The sequence below is a fragment of the Cryobacterium sp. TMT4-10 genome, from assembly GCF_004403275.1.
GTDB classification, from domain to species: domain Bacteria; phylum Actinomycetota; class Actinomycetes; order Actinomycetales; family Microbacteriaceae; genus Cryobacterium; species Cryobacterium shii.
In genome coordinates, this window is record NZ_SOGU01000071.1 from 69,137 (window position 1) to 86,544 (window position 17,408).

The window sequence follows — 17,408 nt, forward strand, 5'->3', positions numbered from 1 at the left end:
CGGGGCTCGGGGCTCACGGTGGAGCCTGCGCCGCGAGCGGGAACGTGAGCCGTGAGCCGCGAGCCGGACCGGAGCCCGTCGCATCCGTCTGAGCTCGAGCGGTGGACACTCGCTGCCGTGTGAGAGTGCCCGTTCCGGTCGAGAGTGCCTACTGTGCCGGTCACTCTCGACCGGAACGGGCACTCTGGACGCGCGCGGGAGGTGCGCCCCTTCGCGGGTGGTGTGCCACGCGCGTAGCGGCGCTGCACGCGCACCGGAGCACGAGCATGTGCGCGGGGAACCGAGACGACTGCGGCAGCGGCAGCGGCTGCCGCGGCAGCTGCGGCGGCGGCTACCTCGTGGTGCCGCGCACCCTGGCTACCCACGTCATCAGGTGGTAGATCACGATCGCGGCCACCGTTCCGAGCGCGATGCCGTTGAAGCTGAGGGTGCCGGCCGTGAAGGTGTAGTCGGCGATGCCGATGATCAGCGCCGTGGCGGCGGTGAACTGGTTGACCGGCTTGCTGAAGTCGACCTTGTTGTCGAGCCAGATCTTGACGCCGATGATGCCGATCAGTCCGTACAGGGCTGTGGTCACGCCGCCGAGGACGCCCGCCGGGATGGTGTTGATGACCGCCCCGATCTTGGGGGAGAGGCCGAGCAGGATCGCGACCAGGCCGGCCACCCAGTAGGCGGCGGTGGAGTAGATCCGAGTGGCGGCCATGACGCCGATGTTCTCGCCGTACGTGGTGGTGCCCGACCCGCCGCTGAAACCGGCGAGCATCGTGGCCAGGCCGTCGGCCATCAGGGCGCGGCCCGTGAGGTGGTTCACCTTCGCATCCGTCATCTGGGCGACGCCCTTGATGTGGCCCACGTTCTCGGCCACCAGCACGAGCACGACGGGCAGGAAGGCGGGCAGGATGCCCAGCGCGGCGGCGGGGTTGTCGAGCGGGTTCATGGCCGAGGTGAACTGCGGCAGGCCGATCCACGCCGCCTCGCCCACGCCGCTGAAGTCGACCTCGCCAGCAACGACGGCGGCGATGTAACCGACGACCACGCCGATGAAGATCGACAGCCGGCCCAGGATGCCGCGGAACAGCACGGTCGAGAGGATGACGGCCGCGAGCGTGATGATCGCGGTCAGCGGGGCCAGGGCGAAGTTCGACTTCGCGACCGGGGCCAGGTTGAAACCGATCAGGGCGACGATCGCGCCGGACACCACGGGGGGCATCAACGCGTCGATCCAGCCGGTTCCGGTCAGTTGCACGACCAGACCGATCAGGGCCAGGAGCAGACCGACCACGATGATGCCGAACAGGGCGCTGCCCATGCCGGCGGTGGCGGTGGCGGCCGTGATCGGGGCGATGAAGGCGAAGGAGGAGCCGAGGTAGCTGGGCAGCCTGTTCCGCGTGATCAGCAGGAAGAGCAGGGTGCCGATGCCGGAGAAGAGCAGGGTCGTGCTGGGCGGGAAGCCCGTCAGCAGCGGCACCAGGAAGGTGGCTCCGAACATGGCCACGACGTGCTGGGCGCCGATCCCGATGGTGAGCGGCCAGTTGAGGCGCTCACCGGGGCCGACGACATCGGTGGCTCCGACCGTTTTACCGTCGCCGTGCAGGGTCCAGGGCAGAGCCATTGTTTCTCGTTTCCATGTCGTTCGTAGTTCCGATCGTAGTGAAGAAATAGGATCGGACGGTGATACCAAGCGCACAACCGACTCGCACCGACCCCCTCGAGGTACGAGTCGGGGCCGGTGTGGTGCGGGGGGTCCGCGAGCGCGGCGTGCGGGCCTGGCGGGGGATTCCGTATGCCGCGGCCCCGGTGGGGCAACTCCGTTTCCGGGCACCGCAGCCGGCCGGGTCGTGGCCTGGCGTGCGGGACGCCGGGTCCTTCGGCCCCGTTGCCACTCAGAGCCACCGCGGCCAGTTCATCGGCGCGCACCCGCGCATCCCGCAGAGCGAGGACTGCCTGAACCTCAACGTGCTCGCACCCGACGAGCCCGACGCTTCGGTGAAGCAGGCCGGCCCGGCAGGCCGCCGCCCGCTGCGGCCGGTGATGGTCTTCGTGCACGGCGGGGCCTACAGCGTGGGGTCCTCGCGGGAAGTGCCCCGGCAGGGCGAGGGCCTCGTGCGCCGGGGCGGCATCGTCTACGTCAGCATCAACTACCGCCTGGGCGCGCTCGGCTACCTCGACTTCAGTCGGTATTCCACGCCGGAACGGCCGTTCGAGAGCAACCTCGGGCTGCGCGACCAGGTGGCGGCCCTCGAATGGGTGCGGGACAACATCGCGTCCTTCGGTGGCGACCCGGATGCCGTCACTCTCTTCGGCGAGTCGGCCGGCGGCAACGCCGTGACCACCCTGATGACCGTTCCCGCCGCCGCCGGGCTGTTCCACCGCGCCATCGCCCAGAGCGCCCCTCCGAACGCCGTCTACTCGCCGGAGATCACCGCCGAGTGGGCCGGCGACTTCGTCAGCCTCCTGGCCCGGCGGAGCGGCGCGGCCGGACAGGCGGACCCGGGGCAGCCGGCGCCGGACCCGGCGGCCCTGCTCATCGCGGCGGATCCGGCGCGGCTGGCCGAGGCGACCACCGACCTCACCCGGCGCGCGCCCGACCGGTACCCGGGCACCATCCCGCTCTCGCCCGTCATCGACGGCGACTTCCTGCCCGAACGCCCGCTTGACGCCTTCCGCGACGGGCGCGCGCACCGGGTTCCGCTGATCATCGGCACGAACGCCCGCGAGGGATCCCTGTTCAGCGGGCGGATCGACATCCTCGCCACCACGCCGAAGCGAATCAGCGCCGTCTTCGGCAACACCCGCAAGAAGGCGCGGAAGGCCCTGAAGGCGCAGTACCCCGGCATCCCGGCCCTCCGCCCCGCGCTGGACTTCGGCGGCGACTTCTCGTTCTGGTACCCGAGCGTGCGGGTGGGGGAGCGTCACTCGCGCTATGCGCCGGTGCATTTCTACCGGTTCGACGCCGCCCCGCGGCTGCTGCGGGCGATGGGGCTCGACGCCACCCACGGGCTCGAGCTGTTCCCCCTGTTCGACCGGCTCGACGGCTGGCCCGGCCGCGGCATGACGGCGCTCGGCGGGCGGCGCCAGTTCCAGGCGGTGGGCAGACGGATGCAGGACTGGTGGCTGGCCTTCGCGGCCACCGGCAGTCCGGATGCCGCCTGGCCCCGCTACGACGAGGTCGACCGCCAGACCCTGATCATCGACTCCGTCGACCGGATCGAGTCCGACCCGCTCGGTGGCCGCCGACGCGCCTGGGGCGCCTTCGTCCCGCACATCTGAGCCGCCGGCCGGCGGACTCGCGGGAATCCGGACGGTCTCCGGGGCCGTAAACTGGAGAACTGAGAATCAGCTGAGTCGGCCACCAGGAGAACCCCATTTCTGAAACAGAGACCCACACGTCATCCAACCCTGCCCCGAAGCCGGACACCCCGGCCACGGGCGCCGAGAAATCAAGCGCCGAGAAATCAAGCGCCGAGAAATCGGGCACCCGCGCCCGGCTCGACCGGTACTTCGAGATCACGGGGCGCGGCTCCACCTGGGGCCGGGAGATCCGCGGCGGCCTGGTGACGTTCGTCACGATGGCCTACATCGTCATCCTCAACCCGCTCATCCTCGGCGGCTTCAGCGCCGACCAGGCCGCGGTCGACGTGGCCGGCGGATGGCTGCCCAACGCGCAGGTCGCCGCGGTCACCGCCCTCACCGCCGGCGTCATGACCATCCTCTTCGGCGTCATCGCCCGGCTGCCGTTCGGCTTCGCCGCCGGCCTCGGCATCAACTCCTTCCTGGCCGTGAGTGTCGTGGGCCAGGTGACCTGGGCAGAGGCCATGGGCCTCGTGGTCATCAACGGCCTGATCATCGTGCTGCTGGCCTCGACCGGTCTGCGCGAACTCATCTTCAACGCCGTTCCCCGCCAGCTGAAGATCGCCATCACGGTCGGCATCGGCCTGTTCATCGCGTTCATCGGGCTGGTCGACTCCGGCTTCGTCCGCTCGAGCGGCACGGCCTCGCCGCCGGTGCAGCTGGGCGAGAACGGCTCCGTCGTGAGCCTGCCGACGACCGTGTTCGTGATCGGCCTGATCATCCTCGGCATCCTGGTCGCCCGCAAGGTCAAGGCCGCCCTCCTGATCGGCATCGTCGCCACCACTCTGATCGCCGTGATCCTGGAGGCCATCTTCAAGGTCGGCCCGTCGCTCGGCCAGAACCCGAACGGCTGGAACCTGAACGCGCCGGTCGTGCCGACCTCCATCGTGTCCCTGCCTGACCTCAGCCTGGTCGGCCAGGTCAGCTTCGGCGCATTCGAACGGATCGGCGTGCTCGCCGCGCTGATGCTGGTCTTCACGCTCGTCTTCACGAACTTCTTCGACGCGATGGGCACCATGACCGGCCTGGCGAACGAGGCCGGGATCGCCGACGACAAGGGCAACTTCCCGCGTCTGAAGTCGGCCCTGATCGTGGAGGGCGTCGGCGCCGTCATGGGTGGTTCCACGTCCGCCTCCTCGAACACGGTGTTCATCGAGTCCGGGGCCGGCATCGGCGAGGGGGCGCGCACGGGCCTGGCCAACGTGGTGACGGGGCTTCTGTTCCTCGCCGCCATGTTCTTCACCCCGCTCACCCAGATCGTTCCGCTCGAGGTGGCCGCGGCCGCCCTCGTGATCGTCGGCGCGATGATGGTGTCCCAGATCAGGTTCATCGACTTCTCGGACTTCTCGATCGTGCTCCCGGTCTTCCTGACCATCCTCGTGATGCCGCTGACCTACTCGATCGCCAACGGCATCGGGGCCGGCTTCATCAGCTGGGTGCTGGTGCGCTCGTTCTCCGGCAAGGCGCGCGAGATCAGCCCGCTGCTCTGGATCGTCGCGGCCGGGTTCCTGGTCTTCTTCGTGCGCGGCCCGATCGAGGCGCTGCTCGGCGCGTAGGCAGACACGTGGGGCAGGGGTGCGGCGAGCCGTACCCCTGCCCCGTTTTCTATTCCAGAAAGCCGCGCAGGAGCAGTGCCGTACCGGCCAGGTGCTCGGCCATCGCGTGCGCCGCCGCGTCAGGTCTTCCGGTCAGGATCGCGGTGACGATCTGTTCGTGTTGTCGGTCGGAGTGAGCGATGTTCGGGCCGAGCGAGGGGATCTGGTCGAGCAGCTCGTTCACGCGCATCCGGACCTCGGCCAGTAGTGGCACGAGGGAGGGGGATCCGGCCAGTTCTCCGATGGTGAGGTGCAGCCGAGAGTCGAGGCGGCGGTAGTCCTCCCCGGCCGCGCCGATCGAATCGCTCAGGCTGTGCCAGAGCACCTCGCGTTCGGCGGGGGACAGAGTGCGTGCGGCGGCGTGCCGAGCGGCCCCGACCTCAAGGATCTCTCGCAGGGTGAGTGCATCCTCGATTTCCGTGGGAGGGATGTCCCGGCGGGTCACCAGCTCGCCGCTGTGGTCGACCCCGGGTGTCTGCCTGGGAAGGGCGTCGCTGACGAAGGTGCCGCCGTACCGTCCGCGCCGGGAGACCAGGTAACCGGCCTCCGCGAGGGACGCGATGGCGTCCCGGACGGTGTCCCGGCTGACGGCGAGCATGGCGGCGAGCTCGCGTTCGGCGGGCAGGCGCTCGCCCGGTGCGATCAATCCCAGCCGCACCGTCTGCAGCAGGCGCTGCACAGTCTCTTCGAAAGCGTTGCCGCCGTGGACGGGGCGCAGCAGTAGGCCGCTGTCCAGGCCCGGCTGTTCGTCGATCACGGTCTGTCTCCGCCCTCCATGCAGACTCCTAGTTCATCTAGTTCATCACGGTTTTGAGTCAGGTCATTCCGGCGTCACGTAGGCCGAGCTGATGCCGCCGTCGACGAGGAACGTGGATCCGGTGATGAACGAGGAGTCGTCGCTGGCCAGGAACGCGACAGCGGCGGCAAGTTCCTCCGGCTCCGCGAACCTCCCGACCGGGATGTGCACGAGACGCCGGGCCGCCCGTTCCGGGTCTTTGGCGAACAGTTCCTGTAGCAGGGGAGTGTTCACCGGGCCCGGGCAGAGGGCGTTGACCCGGATGCCCTGCCGGGCGAACTGCACGCCGAGCTCACGGCTCATCGCCAGCACGCCGCCCTTCGACGCGGTGTAGGAGATCTGACTCGTGGCCGAGCCGAGCACCGCCACGAACGAGGCAGTGTTGATGATCGAACCACCGCCCTGCTTGACCATGTATCGCAGAGCGGACCGGCAGCAGAGGTAGACGGATTTCAGGTTGACGTCCTGTACCTTCTGCCAGGCCGGCAGCTCGGTGGTCTCGATCGAGTCGTCGTCGGGCGGTGAGATCCCGGCGTTGTTGAAGGCCACGTCGACCGAGCCGAAGGTGAGATAGGCGGTGTCGAAGAGTGTGTCGACCTGGTCCTGGTCAGTCACGTCCACCTTGACGAAGAGTCCGTTGACCAGTTCCGCGGCAGCGAGGCCCGATGTTTCGTCGAGGTCGCCGATCACGACGGTCGCCCCCTCTGCGGCGAATCGTTTTGCGGTGGCCAGTCCGATGCCGCTGGCACCGCCGGTGATCACGGCGACCTTGCCCGCGAGCCGTTGCGTGAGATCGATGGGGGTGAGGCTGCTCATGGCTGGAGTTCTCCTTGGTGTGAGGTTCTGGCGGGCGGGATCGACTGGAAAGAAGGTTGTTTCGGGATCGCCGCTTCAATCGACGGCGATGAAGACGTTCTTGGTGTCGGTGAAGCTCAGGGGGGCGTCCGGGCCCAATTCGCGGCCGAGCCCGGACTGTTTGAAGCCCCCGAACGGTGTCGAATACCGCACGGATGAGTGCGAGTTGACCGAGAGGTTTCCGGATTCGACGGAGCGCGCCACCCGGAGGGCTCGGCCGACGTCCCTGGTCCAGATCGAGCCGGAGAGCCCGTACTCGGTGTCGTTGGCCAGCCGCACGGCATCCGCCTCGTCCTGGAAGGGCAGCACGGTGACCACGGGGCCGAATATCTCGTCCGTCACGCAGCGGTCGGAGCGGGAATCGGGGGTCAACACGGTGGGCGGGAACCAGAAGCCGGGACCGGTCGGTGCGTTGCCGCGGAAGGCGACGGGGGAACCCACCGGCACATAGCTCCTGACCGACGCGAGGTGAGCGGCCGAGACCAGCGGACCCATCTCGGTCGCCTCATCGGCCGGGTCGCCCACGCGCACTCCGGTCACGGCCGGTTCGAGCAGTTCCATGAACCGGTCGTAGACGCTCCGCTCTACCAGGATTCGGCTGCGTGCACAGCAGTCCTGGCCGGCGTTCTCGAACACCCCGTAGGGCGCCGTCGCGGCGGCCTTCTCCAGGTCCGAGTCGGCGAAGACTATATTGGCGCTCTTGCCGCCGAGTTCGAGGGTGACCCGTTTGACCTGGTCGGCGCACCCCGCCATGATGCGTTTGCCCACGGCGGTCGACCCGGTGAAGACGACTTTCCGCACCGAGGGATGGGTGACGAAACGCTCACCGACCACGGAGCCGCGCCCCGGCAGCACCTGGAACAGGCCGGCAGGCAGACCGGCCGCCTGGGCGAGTTCGCCCAAACGGATGCTGGACAGCGGCGTCCATTCCGCGGGCTTGAGCAGCACCGCGTTTCCGGCCGCGAGGGCGGGCGCGAAGCCCCAGGCCGCGATCGTCATCGGGAAATTCCACGGCGTGATGATGCCCACCACGCCGAGAGGCTCGTGGAAGGTCACGTCCAGTCCGTTCGCCACGGGAATCTGCCGGCCGAAGAGGCGCTCGGGCGCAGCAGAGTAGTAGGTCAGTACATCACGCACGTGGCCGGCCTCCCAGCGGGCCTGCGTGATCGGATGCCCCGAGTTCATCACTTCGATTCGGGCCAGGTTCTCCCGGTCCCCGTCCACGGCGTCGGCGAACCGCCTCAGCACCAGTGCTTTGTCGGCGGGGGCCACCTGGGCCCAGAGCCGCTGCGCTGCTACGGCGCGGCGTACAGCCTCGTCGGTTCCCGCGAGATCGACGTGCTCGACGATCGACACCTCGGTCTGATCGGCGGGGTTGATGACGGTGTAACTGCTCACGATCGTTCCTCTCTCTGCCGGTCGGCCCGGTATTGGGCGGCCGCGTCGACGAGGCCCGCGAAGAGACGGATGTCCGCGTCGTCCTGTTCGGGATGCCACTGAACCGCGACCCCGAAGGGAACGCCGTCGAGCTCGACGGCCTGCACGACGCCCTCGAGGCTGCGGGCGGTGACGACGAGGCGCTCGCCCACGCGGTCGATGGACTGGTGGTGGTAAACGGGCACGGCGAGCGGGGCGGTGCCACCGTCGAGCAGCCCGTGCAACTGGGATTGCGGGTGGAGTTCAACCTCCACCGCGTTGAAAACGCCGCCGCCGGCCTGGTAGCCGCCGTGGCCGACCACGTCAGGCAGGTGCTGGTGCAGGGTACCGCCGAGAACCACGTTGAGCATTTGGGCACCCCGGCAGATCCCGAGGAAGGGCAACTCGCGGGCGATGGCCTCGAGCAGGAGCTCGTGCTCCCAGTCGTCCCGGTCGGGACGGGGCTCATCGGTGGCAGCGTGGGACGACTGGCCGTATCTCGCCGGGTCGACGTCCTTGCCCCCGGTGATGATCAGGCCGTCCAGCCGGTCGAGGACCCCAGCGGCGATGGCGGGGCTGGCCGGCTGCGGGGGTAGGAGCACGGCGATCCCGCCGGCCCGGGTCACCGAGTCGAAGTAGACCTGGGGGAGGAAAGCGGCCGGCACATCCCAGACTCCGGTTTGTGACTGTTCGAGATAGGTGGTCAGGCCGATGACGGGTCGAGGCCTCGAGAGCTCAGAGTCGTTCAAAGCCGCGCACCCGCTCCCAGTCGGTCACCGCCGCGTCGTAGGCAGCCAGTTCGGTCCGGGCATTGTTGAGGTAGTGGTCGACGACCTCGTCGCCGAAGGCTTCCCGGGCGACCGCGGAGGTCGCGAACAGTGCGGTGGCCTCCCTCAACGAGGCCGGCACCCGCTCCGCATCGCTCTCGTACGCGTTGCCGACGAAAGCATCGTCCAGCTCCATTTCGTTCTCGATGCCGTGGAGGCCGGCCGCGATCAGCGCGGCCACGGCCAAATACTGGTTCACGTCGCCGCCGGGCACCCGGTTCTCCACCCGAAGGCCCAAACCGGCTCCCACCACTCGCAGTGCGCAGGTGCGGTTGTCCAGCCCCCAGGCGATCGCCGTGGGCGCGAAGCTGCCCGCGACGTAACGTTTATAGGAGTTGATGTTGGGGGCGGAAAAGAGGGTGAGTTCGCGCATGACGGCCACCTGGCCGGCGAGGAAGTGGCGGAAAAGCTTCGACATGCCGTGATCCGCACCCTTCTCGGCGAAGACCGCCGACCCGTCCGTGCCGCGCAGGCTGATGTGGATGTGGCAGCTGTTGCCCTCACGCTCGTTGAACTTGGCCATGAAGGTCAGGCTCTTGCCGTGCGCATCCGCTATTTCCTTGGCCCCGTTCTTGTAGATCGAGTGATTGTCGCAGGTGGCGAGGGCGTCCGTGTAACGGAAGGCGATCTCCTGCTGGCCGAGGTTGCACTCGCCTTTGACGCCTTCGCAGTACATCCCCGCGCCGTCCATGGCATTCCGGATGTCCCGCAGCAGCGGTTCCATCCGAGTGGAAGCGAGCAGCGCGTAGTCGATGTTGTAATCGCTGGCCGGGGTCAGGTCTCGGTAACCCTTCTTCCACGCCTCCCGGTAACCGTCGTCGAAGACGATGAACTCCAGCTCGGTGCCCACGTAGGGCACGAGCCCACGTTCGGCCAGACGCGCCAGCTGCGCTTTCAGGATCTGACGCGGGGAGGCCACGACCGGCGTCTTGTCCAGCCACTGCAGGTCGGCTGTGACGAGCGCGGCGCCCGGGAGCCACGGCGCCCGGCGCAGCGTGGCGAGGTCGGGGATCATCGCCATATCGCCGTAGCCACGCCTCCAGCTCGACATCTCGTAGCCGTCCACCGTATTCATCTCGACATCCACCGCGAGCAGGTAGTTGCAGCATTCCGCGCCATGGCTCGCGACATCTTCGAGGAAGAGCCGCGCGGAGACCCGCTTGCCCACCAACCGCCCCTGCATGTCGGTGAAGGCGACGACGACCGTGTCGATCTCACCCGAGCCCACGAGCGCGGTCAGGTCCTCAAACGATAGGTTTCCGGATCGGGGTGTCATGAGCATCTCCTCAGTGAGCCTGGCTGAATGGTCAACTTCCCGACCATTAGACCACAGATCAGAACCAGAACAGGGGAGAACTTTCGGGCCGGGTGCGACGAAACTTTCTCGCAAAGGTATGTACACGCAACCATTGGGGGCCTTATAGTCAGGCCAAGAAAAACTCACGGCGTTGTGTGGTCGACAGTGTCGACGCGCATGACCAGAGCGCAAAGGAACCAGGATGTCCAAAGACACCTTGAAAGTCTCAGGCGTGCAGTACACAACGGCGGAAGCAGGATACTTCGAGAAACGCAGATTGACCCGGAGCGCCGGGATCTGGGGGCTGTGGGGCCTCGCTGTGGCGGCGGTCGTCTCGGGCGACTTCTCCGGCTGGAACTTCGGCATCGACTTCGCCGGATTCGGCGGCATGCTGATTGCGTTCGCCCTTCTGGTCGTCATGTACTACGGCATGATCTTCAGCATCGGTGAGATGGCCTCGGCGATGCCTCACACCGGCGGTGCGTACTCCTTCGCCCGGGCGGCACTGGGACCCTGGGGCGGATTCGTCACGGGGCTCGCCGAGACGATTGAGTACGTCGCGACCACGGCAGTGATCGTCTACTTCTCCGCCTCGTACGCGGATGGCATCACGAGTGAACTCCTCGGCTTCTCCCTCCCCTCGTGGGCCTGGTGGGCCATCCTCTACGCCGTGTTCATCGGCCTTAATGCCGCCGGCGCGGCCATTTCGTTCACCTTCGCGATCGTGGTCTCGATCATCTCGATCGTCATCCTGCTCGTGTTCTCCGCCATGGCCGCTTTCTCAGGTCTGTTCAGCGTCGACAACCTCTTCGACATCGTGCCCGATGCCGGCCAGTCCGAGTTCCTGCCGCACGGGGTGATTCCGATCCTGTTCGCCCTGCCGTATGCCATGTGGTTCTTCCTCGGAATCGAGGAACTGCCGCTCGCCGCGGAGGAAGCCCACAACCCCGTGCGCGACATCCCCCGGGCTGGCTTGATCGCCCGCACCACCCTCATCGTCACGGGCCTGCTCGTGTTGTTCCTGAACACCGGGATCGTGGGCGCCTCCAACATCGCCACCGCGGGGGAGCCCCTGTTGGACGGCTTCCGCGCCATCGTCGGCGACCAGGCTGCCGCGGTGCTCGCCCTGTTCGCTCTGGTCGGCCTGCTCGCCTCCCTGCAGGGCATCATGTTCGCTTACGGACGCAACATGTACTCCCTGTCCCGGGCCGGCTACTACCCGAAGTTCCTCTCCCTGACCGGCAAACGGCAGACCCCCGGGGTCGCCCTTCTCGTCGGGGCAATCATCGGCTTTGTGGCTCTGATCCTGGTCGACGCGCTCGGCGGAACGGGCGGCGTGGCAGGAGCCATCGTGCTGAACATCGCGGTCTGGGGCGCCGTGATCGCGTACATTCTGCAGATGATCTCGTTCGTGATCCTGCGCCGCAAGTTCCCGAACGCGAACCGCCCGTACCGCAGCCCGTGGGGCGTGCCCGGTGCGGTCGTCGCCGGCATCCTCTCGCTGGCGATCTTCTTCGGGTTCTTCATCAACGAACCGGCCCGACCGGCGATCGCGGCCATCGCGGTGGTCTACGTGGTCATGCTCCTCGTCTTCGCTCTGTACGGGCGCAAGCGGCTCGTCCTCTCCCCGGAAGAGGAGTATGCGGTTTCCGGCGGACTGCACGGCGACCCGCAGAAGGAAGGTTACGGAGGGCCGGTGGAGGAGGAAATCCTCGCGCTGGACGGGCGGGATGCTCCCACAGAGTAGCGTGATGCGGCCTGGGGCGGGGCGCCGAGCAGCGGAGCGAACGTCCCCTCGCGGGGCGGCTGCACCGGCGCTACTGTGACGCCATGTCCATCCGGGAACACCGCTCCGCGCACCGCCGAAAACCGGGCTGGGCGGCTCCGTCGGACCCCGGCGTCCGCGACCGCACCCTGCCCGACCGGGGCTGGAACGTGCTGCCTGCCGGTAGCCGGGCCTTCCGTTTTCCGGCTCCGAGCGGCGCGTTCGCCGCTTTCGCGGTGGGCGACCCGGGGCATCCGCGGGTCGTCCTGCTCCCCGGCGCCACCGGGTCCAAAGAAGATTTCGTGCTGTTGGGGCCCCTGCTCGCCGACGCCGGCTTCCTGGTGGAGAGCTACGACCTGGCCGGACAGTACCAATCGGCCGCCGCCGGCCCCGTCGACGGCAGCCCGTACGAGTACGGCCTCTTCGTCGCCGACCTGATCGCCTTCCTGGCGGCGGGGAGCACCCCGGTGCATGTGCTCGGCTACTCCTTCGCCGGAATCGTCGCCGAGCTGGCTTTCGCCGATCGGCCCGAACTGTTCGGGAGCCTGGTGCTGCTCGGCGTGCCGCCGCAGTCCGGCCAGGCGTTCCGCCGGGTGCGCTGGATCGGCGCGTTGAGCTACGTGCTGCGTCCGCGCCAGATCGCCTCCCTGATCGTCTGGGGCATCGTCTCCAACCTGAACCGGGTTCCGCCCGGCCGCCTCGCCCTGGTGCGGCTGCGGTTCGCCTTCACGAACCGCCGCAGCGTTGACGAGATCGTCGGGCTACTGATGCACGTGCCCGATCTGAGCGCACTGCTGCGGCACTCGGCCATCCCCGTGCTCGTCGCCGTGGGCCATCATGACCTGTGGTCGACGGATGTCCACCGCGCCTTCGCGAACAGCATCGGGGCGCGATTCCGCGTCTACCCCACCGGACACAGCCCGTGCGAGACCACCCCGCACCAGTTGGCGCGGGACATGCTCGCGTTGTACCGGTCGGCCGAACCTGGCTAGCAGACCGGGTCGGTCGGACTGATCAGGTGCGCACCCGGAGGCGGTGCCGGGCCGCGCGCCGGGCGGCGCGCCGGCGCCAGGGGGTGTCCTCGGGCCAGTCCTGCAGGAGGGTGCGGAATCCCCACCGCACCCGGCGGGCGAAGCCGCTCCAGGTGGCGAACGGGCGTCCGGAGACGCCCACCCTCAGGGTGTGCTCGTACCGCACCTGCACTGCCGGATCCAGGTTCATGCTCAGATCGAGGTCGTCGTGGATGTCGCTCCGCTCCCGGTGCACCCGGTCACGGGCTCTCAGCCAGACATCCCGGTGCATGGCGAAATTCGACCCGAACACGGGGTGGTGCGCGAGCCAGAGGCCGACCCAGAAGAAGTAGCCGCCGAGGTAGAACGTCTGTCCCAGCCAGGCCACGAGCGGACTGCTGTCGTAGAAGTCACCGGTCCCGGTGATGAGGTCCGCCTCGGGAGACCGGGCCAGGCGGGACTCGAGCCGCGCCAGCCAGTCGGGGGCAGGAACGGAGTCGGCGTCGAGGCGCGCGATCACGTCCCCCGTCGCCGCGTCGTAGCCCGCCGCGGCGGCCGGCCAGATCCCCTGCACGGGCTCGTACACGACGCGCGCTCCGGCGGCGCGGGCGGTGGCGGCCGTGGCATCCGTGCTCGCGTTGTCCACGACGATCACCTCGTCGGCCGGGCGGTCCTGGGCGGCCAGGGCAGCGAGGCAGGTGGCGAGCAGGCCGGCGTCGTTGAAGCAGGGGATGACGACAGAGATCGTTGTCATGGCGTCCTCCCTCGCGTTCGCATCGGCGCCCCGGGCCTGGAACAACGATTTGGTGCCGAGCTTACGCCCGGCTGGAAATCAGATTGCGCGGCAGTGCGTGGTCAGGAAACCGATCTTGTCGATCGTGATGGTCACGGTCGACCCGTCACGAAGGAAGACCGGCGGTTTGCGGCTGTAGCCGGCGCCGCCCGGGCTGCCGGTGGAGATCAGCGTGCCCGGCAGCAGGGTCGATGTCTGGGAGAGGTAGGAGATGATCTCGGCGACCGAGCGCACCATGTCGCCGCTCGAGGCGTCCTGCAGGATGCGACCGTCGACGTGGGTGGTGAGCCACAGGTCCTGCGGGTCGGCGATCTGGTCTGCCGTGATGACGACGGGGCCGGTGGGTGTGAAGCCGTCGAAGGACTTGCAGCGCGACCACTGGGCCTCGGAGAACTGCAGGTCACGCGCGGTGATGTCGTTCACGACGGTGTAGCCGAAGACGTGGTCGAGGGCGTCCGCCACGGACACCTTGTGGGCGGCCCGGCCGATGATCACGCCGAGCTCGGCCTCGTAGTCGACCTGCTGCGTTTGGTCGGTCGACCATGTGATCGTGGACTCGTGCCCGGTCAGCGAGTTGGGCCAGAGCGAGAACACGGTCGCCGCGGTCTCGGACCGGAGCTTGAGTTCGGAGGAATGGGCGGCGTAGTTGGCGCCGATCGCGATGATCTGCGGCGGTCGCAGCACCGCCGAGGAGTAGCGCAGCTCGGAGAGCGGCGTGAGCGTGGCTCCCTGTGCCGCGGCGTGCGTGCTCAGGGCGCGCACCCGGTCGAACTCGTCATCGCCCTTTTCGAGCAGGTCCTGCAGATCGCGCGGGGCCTCCTCCATGATTTCGTCGAGGAACAGCGCTGCGTCCTCGAAGACCGCCGCGAGACGCGGGGTGGACTGGCCGTCAACTCTGAGATGGGCGAATTTCACCTGTTCAGGCTACCTGCCCGAAGAAGGGGTGCGGGGCAGGTCCGCCGCCGGGGTGCCCGCGGCCCGCCACAGGTGCATGCCCGCGTAACTGCGCCACGGCGCCCAGTCCTCCCCGTGGCGCGCGAGATTCCGGGCATCCGGGGGCAGTCCGAGTCGGGCGGCGCCCTGGCGCAGGGCCAGGTCGCTGGTCAGCAGGATGTCGGGACTGCCCAGCACGCGCAGCGCGACGTAGCCGGCCGTCCAGGGCCCGATCCCGGGGAGGGCGGTGAGCCGCGACTCGAGGTCCGCCCTGGTATCGCCGAAGGAGAGCGTGAGGGCGCCCGTGCTCAGCTCCTCGGCCACCCGCATGATCGTGTCGATGCGGGCGGCCGGGCCGCGGAGCACGCTGCGGCCCTCCGCGGCGATCCGCGCGGCGGTGGGGAAGAGCCGGAGCGGCTGGTCGGAGCCGTGCTGGTCAGTGCCGGGCTGGTCGGTGCCGGGCTGGTCGCCCCCGGGTGCCGGGGCGCCGGCGGCCCCCGGGAACGCGTCGCCGAGCGCCGCGGTCAGGCGGGTGAGCGCTGTGCGGGCGGCCGCCACGGAGACCTGCTGCCCGATCAGCGCACGGAACAACGTCTCCTCGGGGTCGATACTTCCGGGCAGGCGCATGCCGGGGGTCGCCGCGACGCCGGCCGCCAGGGCCGGGTCCGCGGCGAGGGCCAGGTCGATCGCCCGGGAATCCGCGTCCAGGTCGAGCAGGCGCCGCACCCGGCTGACGAGCGGTGCGAGGTCGGCGAGGCTGGCCAGGCCGGCGCGGCAGGCCACGGATGGCGCGGCATCCGTTCCCAACAGCGTCAGCTCGACCCACGCCGGGCCGTGGGGCAGGCGCAACGTGCGGGAATAGATCTGCGCCGTGGCCCGCTCGACGCCGGCGAGGGCCCGCACGGCGAGGAACCGCAACAGCCCAGGTCCGTCGAACGGCGCGCGGGCCGGCAGCTGCAGGCTGATGCCGGTGGCGGCTGAAGGGACGGCCTGTGCGCTCTCGGGGGACGGGGAACGGGGACGGGCAGGTCGGGTCGAGCGTTGCAGCGTGCGCCGCAGTTCGGCGGGGGTGCGCTCGTAGACGGCGGCGATCGTGTCGTTGAACTGGCGCACGCTGCCGAACCCGGCGGCGAACGCCACCGCGCTGATCGACAGCTCGCTGCCCTGCAGCAGCAGCCGCGCGGTCTGCGCGCGGTGTGCCCGCGCGAGTGCGAGCGGGCCGGCGCCGAGCTCGGTCACGAGCACCCGGGTGAGGTGCCGTTCGCTGTAACCGAGGAGGCGGGCGAGGCCGGGCACCCCGTCCCGTTCGACCGCGCCGTCAGCGATCAGGCGCATCGCGCGGGCGGCGAGGTCGTCACGGATGTTCCACTCCGGCGACCCGGGGACGGCGTCGGGCAGGCAGCGCTTGCACGCCCGCAGTCCGGCCTCGTGGGCGGCCGCGGTGGTCAGGTAGAACGACACATTGGCGGGTTTCGGTGTCGCCGCCGGGCAGCTCGGACGGCAGTAAATGCCGGTGGAGTGCACGCCCGTGATGAACTGACCGTCGAAACGGGCGTCCCGCGAGGACATGGCCCGGTAGCGGGTCGCGAAGATCGGGTCGGGAATATCGTCCGGGTCGGGCAGGACGTTCGTCCGGGTCGAAGTGGTGGTCACTGGTCCAGCCTGTCACCGGGCGACCGGGGACGCTAGCGGGAATCGGCCATCGCTGACGCTCGGCGCTGCTCCCGGCGCTGCCCCCGGTGGGTGCCCGGCGCGGCGGTCGGGTGGGTGCCCGGTCCGGTACTCTGGCGGCATGACCGCAGTGGAACGTCTCCAGTCCGAGCTCGGCAGCATCGTCAGCATCGATCCGCTCGAGTTGGCGGCGACTCGAACCGACAAGTCCGGCTGGGTGGCCCCGGGCATGCCACTGGCCCTGGTGCGGGCGACATCCGTCCCGGAGGTGCAGGCCGTGCTCCGGATCGCAACGGAGTTCCGCATCCCCGTGGTCACCCGGGGCACCGGCACCGGGCTGTCCGGGGGAGCGTGCGGCACGGATGGAAGCATCGTGCTCAACGTTCGGGGGATGAACCGGATCCTCGAGATCCGCCCCGAGGACGAGCTGGCCGTGGTCGAACCGGGCGTGATCAACCAGCACCTCAACGACGCGCTCGCCGAACACGGGCTGTGGTTCGCCCCCGACCCGGCCAGTAAGGGCTTCGCCTCCGTCGGCGGCAACATCGCCACGAATGCCGGCGGCCTGCTCTGCGCCAAGTACGGGGTCACCCGCGAGGCGGTGCTCGCGCTGACGGTCGTGCTGGCCGACGGGCGGCTGCTGAAGACGGGCCGCCGCACCGTCAAGGGCGTCACGGGCTACGACCTCACCGCTCTGCTGACCGGATCGGAGGGCACCCTCGGCGTGATCGTCGAGGCCACCGTGCGGGCCAGGGCCATCACCGCGGGGGAGACCGTCACCCTCGGAGCCGTGTTCCCCGATGTGGCACTCGCGGCGGCGGCATCCGCCCTCATCACGGCATCCCGCCTGTGCCCGGCCGTGATGGAACTGATCGACTCGGCTGCCCTGGCGATGATCGCGGCCTACCTCGGGCCGGACCAGACGGCGGGCCTTCCGATCGACCGCGGCGCGTTCCTGCTGCTGCAGACGGATGGGCCGGGCGCGCTCGCCGAGGCCGAACAGGCCGCAGCCGTGCTGCGGGCCGCGGGCGGTGAGGTCCGCCTGGCGGATGCCGCGGGGGGCGCCACCGCCGACCGGCTGCTGGCCGTGCGGCGGGCC

14 protein-coding genes are annotated in these 17,408 nt (G+C 69.2%); 5 read left to right on the forward strand and 9 right to left on the reverse strand.

Annotation, left to right across the window (positions count from 1 at the left end):
* Positions 1 to 331: 331 nt before the first annotated feature.
* Complete coding sequence (locus E3T42_RS10090) at positions 332 to 1,612, reverse strand: uracil-xanthine permease family protein (protein ID WP_134367552.1); 1,281 nt, start codon at positions 1,610 to 1,612, stop codon at positions 332 to 334.
* Between the two features lie 59 nt (positions 1,613 to 1,671).
* Here E3T42_RS10090 and E3T42_RS10095 point away from each other — a divergent pair, with 59 nt between their 5' ends.
* Entirely contained in the window at positions 1,672 to 3,270 is a 1,599-nt protein-coding gene (locus E3T42_RS10095) for a carboxylesterase/lipase family protein (RefSeq protein WP_134367550.1), read from the forward strand.
* 299 nt (positions 3,271 to 3,569) lie between these two features.
* Positions 3,570 to 4,907: an NCS2 family permease gene (locus E3T42_RS10100; protein ID WP_370262221.1), complete on the forward strand. Its 1,338-nt coding sequence runs from the start codon at positions 3,570 to 3,572 to the stop codon at positions 4,905 to 4,907.
* 49 nt (positions 4,908 to 4,956) lie between these two features.
* On the opposite strand, the gene E3T42_RS10105 is transcribed toward E3T42_RS10100, so the two are convergent.
* The 5 genes from E3T42_RS10105 to E3T42_RS10125 form a co-directional block, all read right to left on the reverse strand.
* Positions 4,957 to 5,700, reverse strand: coding sequence for a FadR/GntR family transcriptional regulator (locus tag E3T42_RS10105; protein ID WP_134367583.1), 744 nt, complete (start codon positions 5,698 to 5,700; stop codon positions 4,957 to 4,959).
* Between the two features lie 66 nt (positions 5,701 to 5,766).
* Entirely contained in the window at positions 5,767 to 6,558 is a 792-nt protein-coding gene (locus tag E3T42_RS10110) for a 3-oxoacyl-ACP reductase (RefSeq protein WP_166787103.1), read from the reverse strand.
* Positions 6,559 to 6,633: 75 nt separating this feature from the next.
* Complete coding sequence (locus E3T42_RS10115; protein ID WP_134402948.1) at positions 6,634 to 7,995, reverse strand: aldehyde dehydrogenase; 1,362 nt, start codon at positions 7,993 to 7,995, stop codon at positions 6,634 to 6,636.
* A complete protein-coding gene (locus tag E3T42_RS10120; RefSeq protein WP_134402949.1) occupies positions 7,992 to 8,762 on the reverse strand; it encodes a gamma-glutamyl-gamma-aminobutyrate hydrolase family protein in 771 nt (256 codons plus the stop codon). The genes E3T42_RS10115 and E3T42_RS10120 overlap by 4 nt, the downstream gene beginning before the upstream one ends.
* Positions 8,749 to 10,116: a glutamine synthetase family protein gene (locus E3T42_RS10125; RefSeq protein ID WP_134367542.1), complete on the reverse strand. Its 1,368-nt coding sequence runs from the start codon at positions 10,114 to 10,116 to the stop codon at positions 8,749 to 8,751. The genes E3T42_RS10120 and E3T42_RS10125 overlap by 14 nt, the downstream gene beginning before the upstream one ends.
* A gap of 223 nt (positions 10,117 to 10,339) precedes the next feature.
* Between E3T42_RS10125 and E3T42_RS10130 the strand changes: the two genes are divergently transcribed.
* On the forward strand, positions 10,340 to 11,884 hold the full coding sequence (locus E3T42_RS10130) for an amino acid permease (RefSeq protein WP_134367540.1): 1,545 nt from the start codon (positions 10,340 to 10,342) through the stop codon (positions 11,882 to 11,884).
* 83 nt (positions 11,885 to 11,967) lie between these two features.
* The gene (locus E3T42_RS10135; protein ID WP_134402950.1) at positions 11,968 to 12,894 is read left to right on the forward strand and encodes an alpha/beta fold hydrolase; all 927 of its coding nucleotides are present in this window, start codon (positions 11,968 to 11,970) and stop codon (positions 12,892 to 12,894) included.
* 22 nt (positions 12,895 to 12,916) lie between these two features.
* Here the strand turns inward: E3T42_RS10135 and E3T42_RS10140 are convergent, their stop codons facing one another.
* The 3 genes from E3T42_RS10140 to E3T42_RS10150 form a co-directional block, all read right to left on the reverse strand.
* On the reverse strand, positions 12,917 to 13,666 hold the full coding sequence (locus tag E3T42_RS10140; RefSeq protein ID WP_134402951.1) for a glycosyltransferase family A protein: 750 nt from the start codon (positions 13,664 to 13,666) through the stop codon (positions 12,917 to 12,919).
* A gap of 78 nt (positions 13,667 to 13,744) precedes the next feature.
* Positions 13,745 to 14,620 (reverse strand): fumarylacetoacetate hydrolase family protein, encoded by an 876-nt coding sequence (locus tag E3T42_RS10145; RefSeq protein WP_241976010.1) that lies wholly within the window; start codon positions 14,618 to 14,620, stop codon positions 13,745 to 13,747.
* Between the two features lie 9 nt (positions 14,621 to 14,629).
* Complete coding sequence (locus E3T42_RS10150) at positions 14,630 to 16,207, reverse strand: DNA-3-methyladenine glycosylase 2 family protein (RefSeq protein ID WP_134402956.1); 1,578 nt, start codon at positions 16,205 to 16,207, stop codon at positions 14,630 to 14,632.
* 223 nt (positions 16,208 to 16,430) lie between these two features.
* Between E3T42_RS10150 and E3T42_RS10155 the strand changes: the two genes are divergently transcribed.
* Positions 16,431 to 17,408 (forward strand): FAD-binding oxidoreductase (locus E3T42_RS10155; protein ID WP_134402952.1); only part of this gene is annotated, 978 nt, incomplete at its 3' end.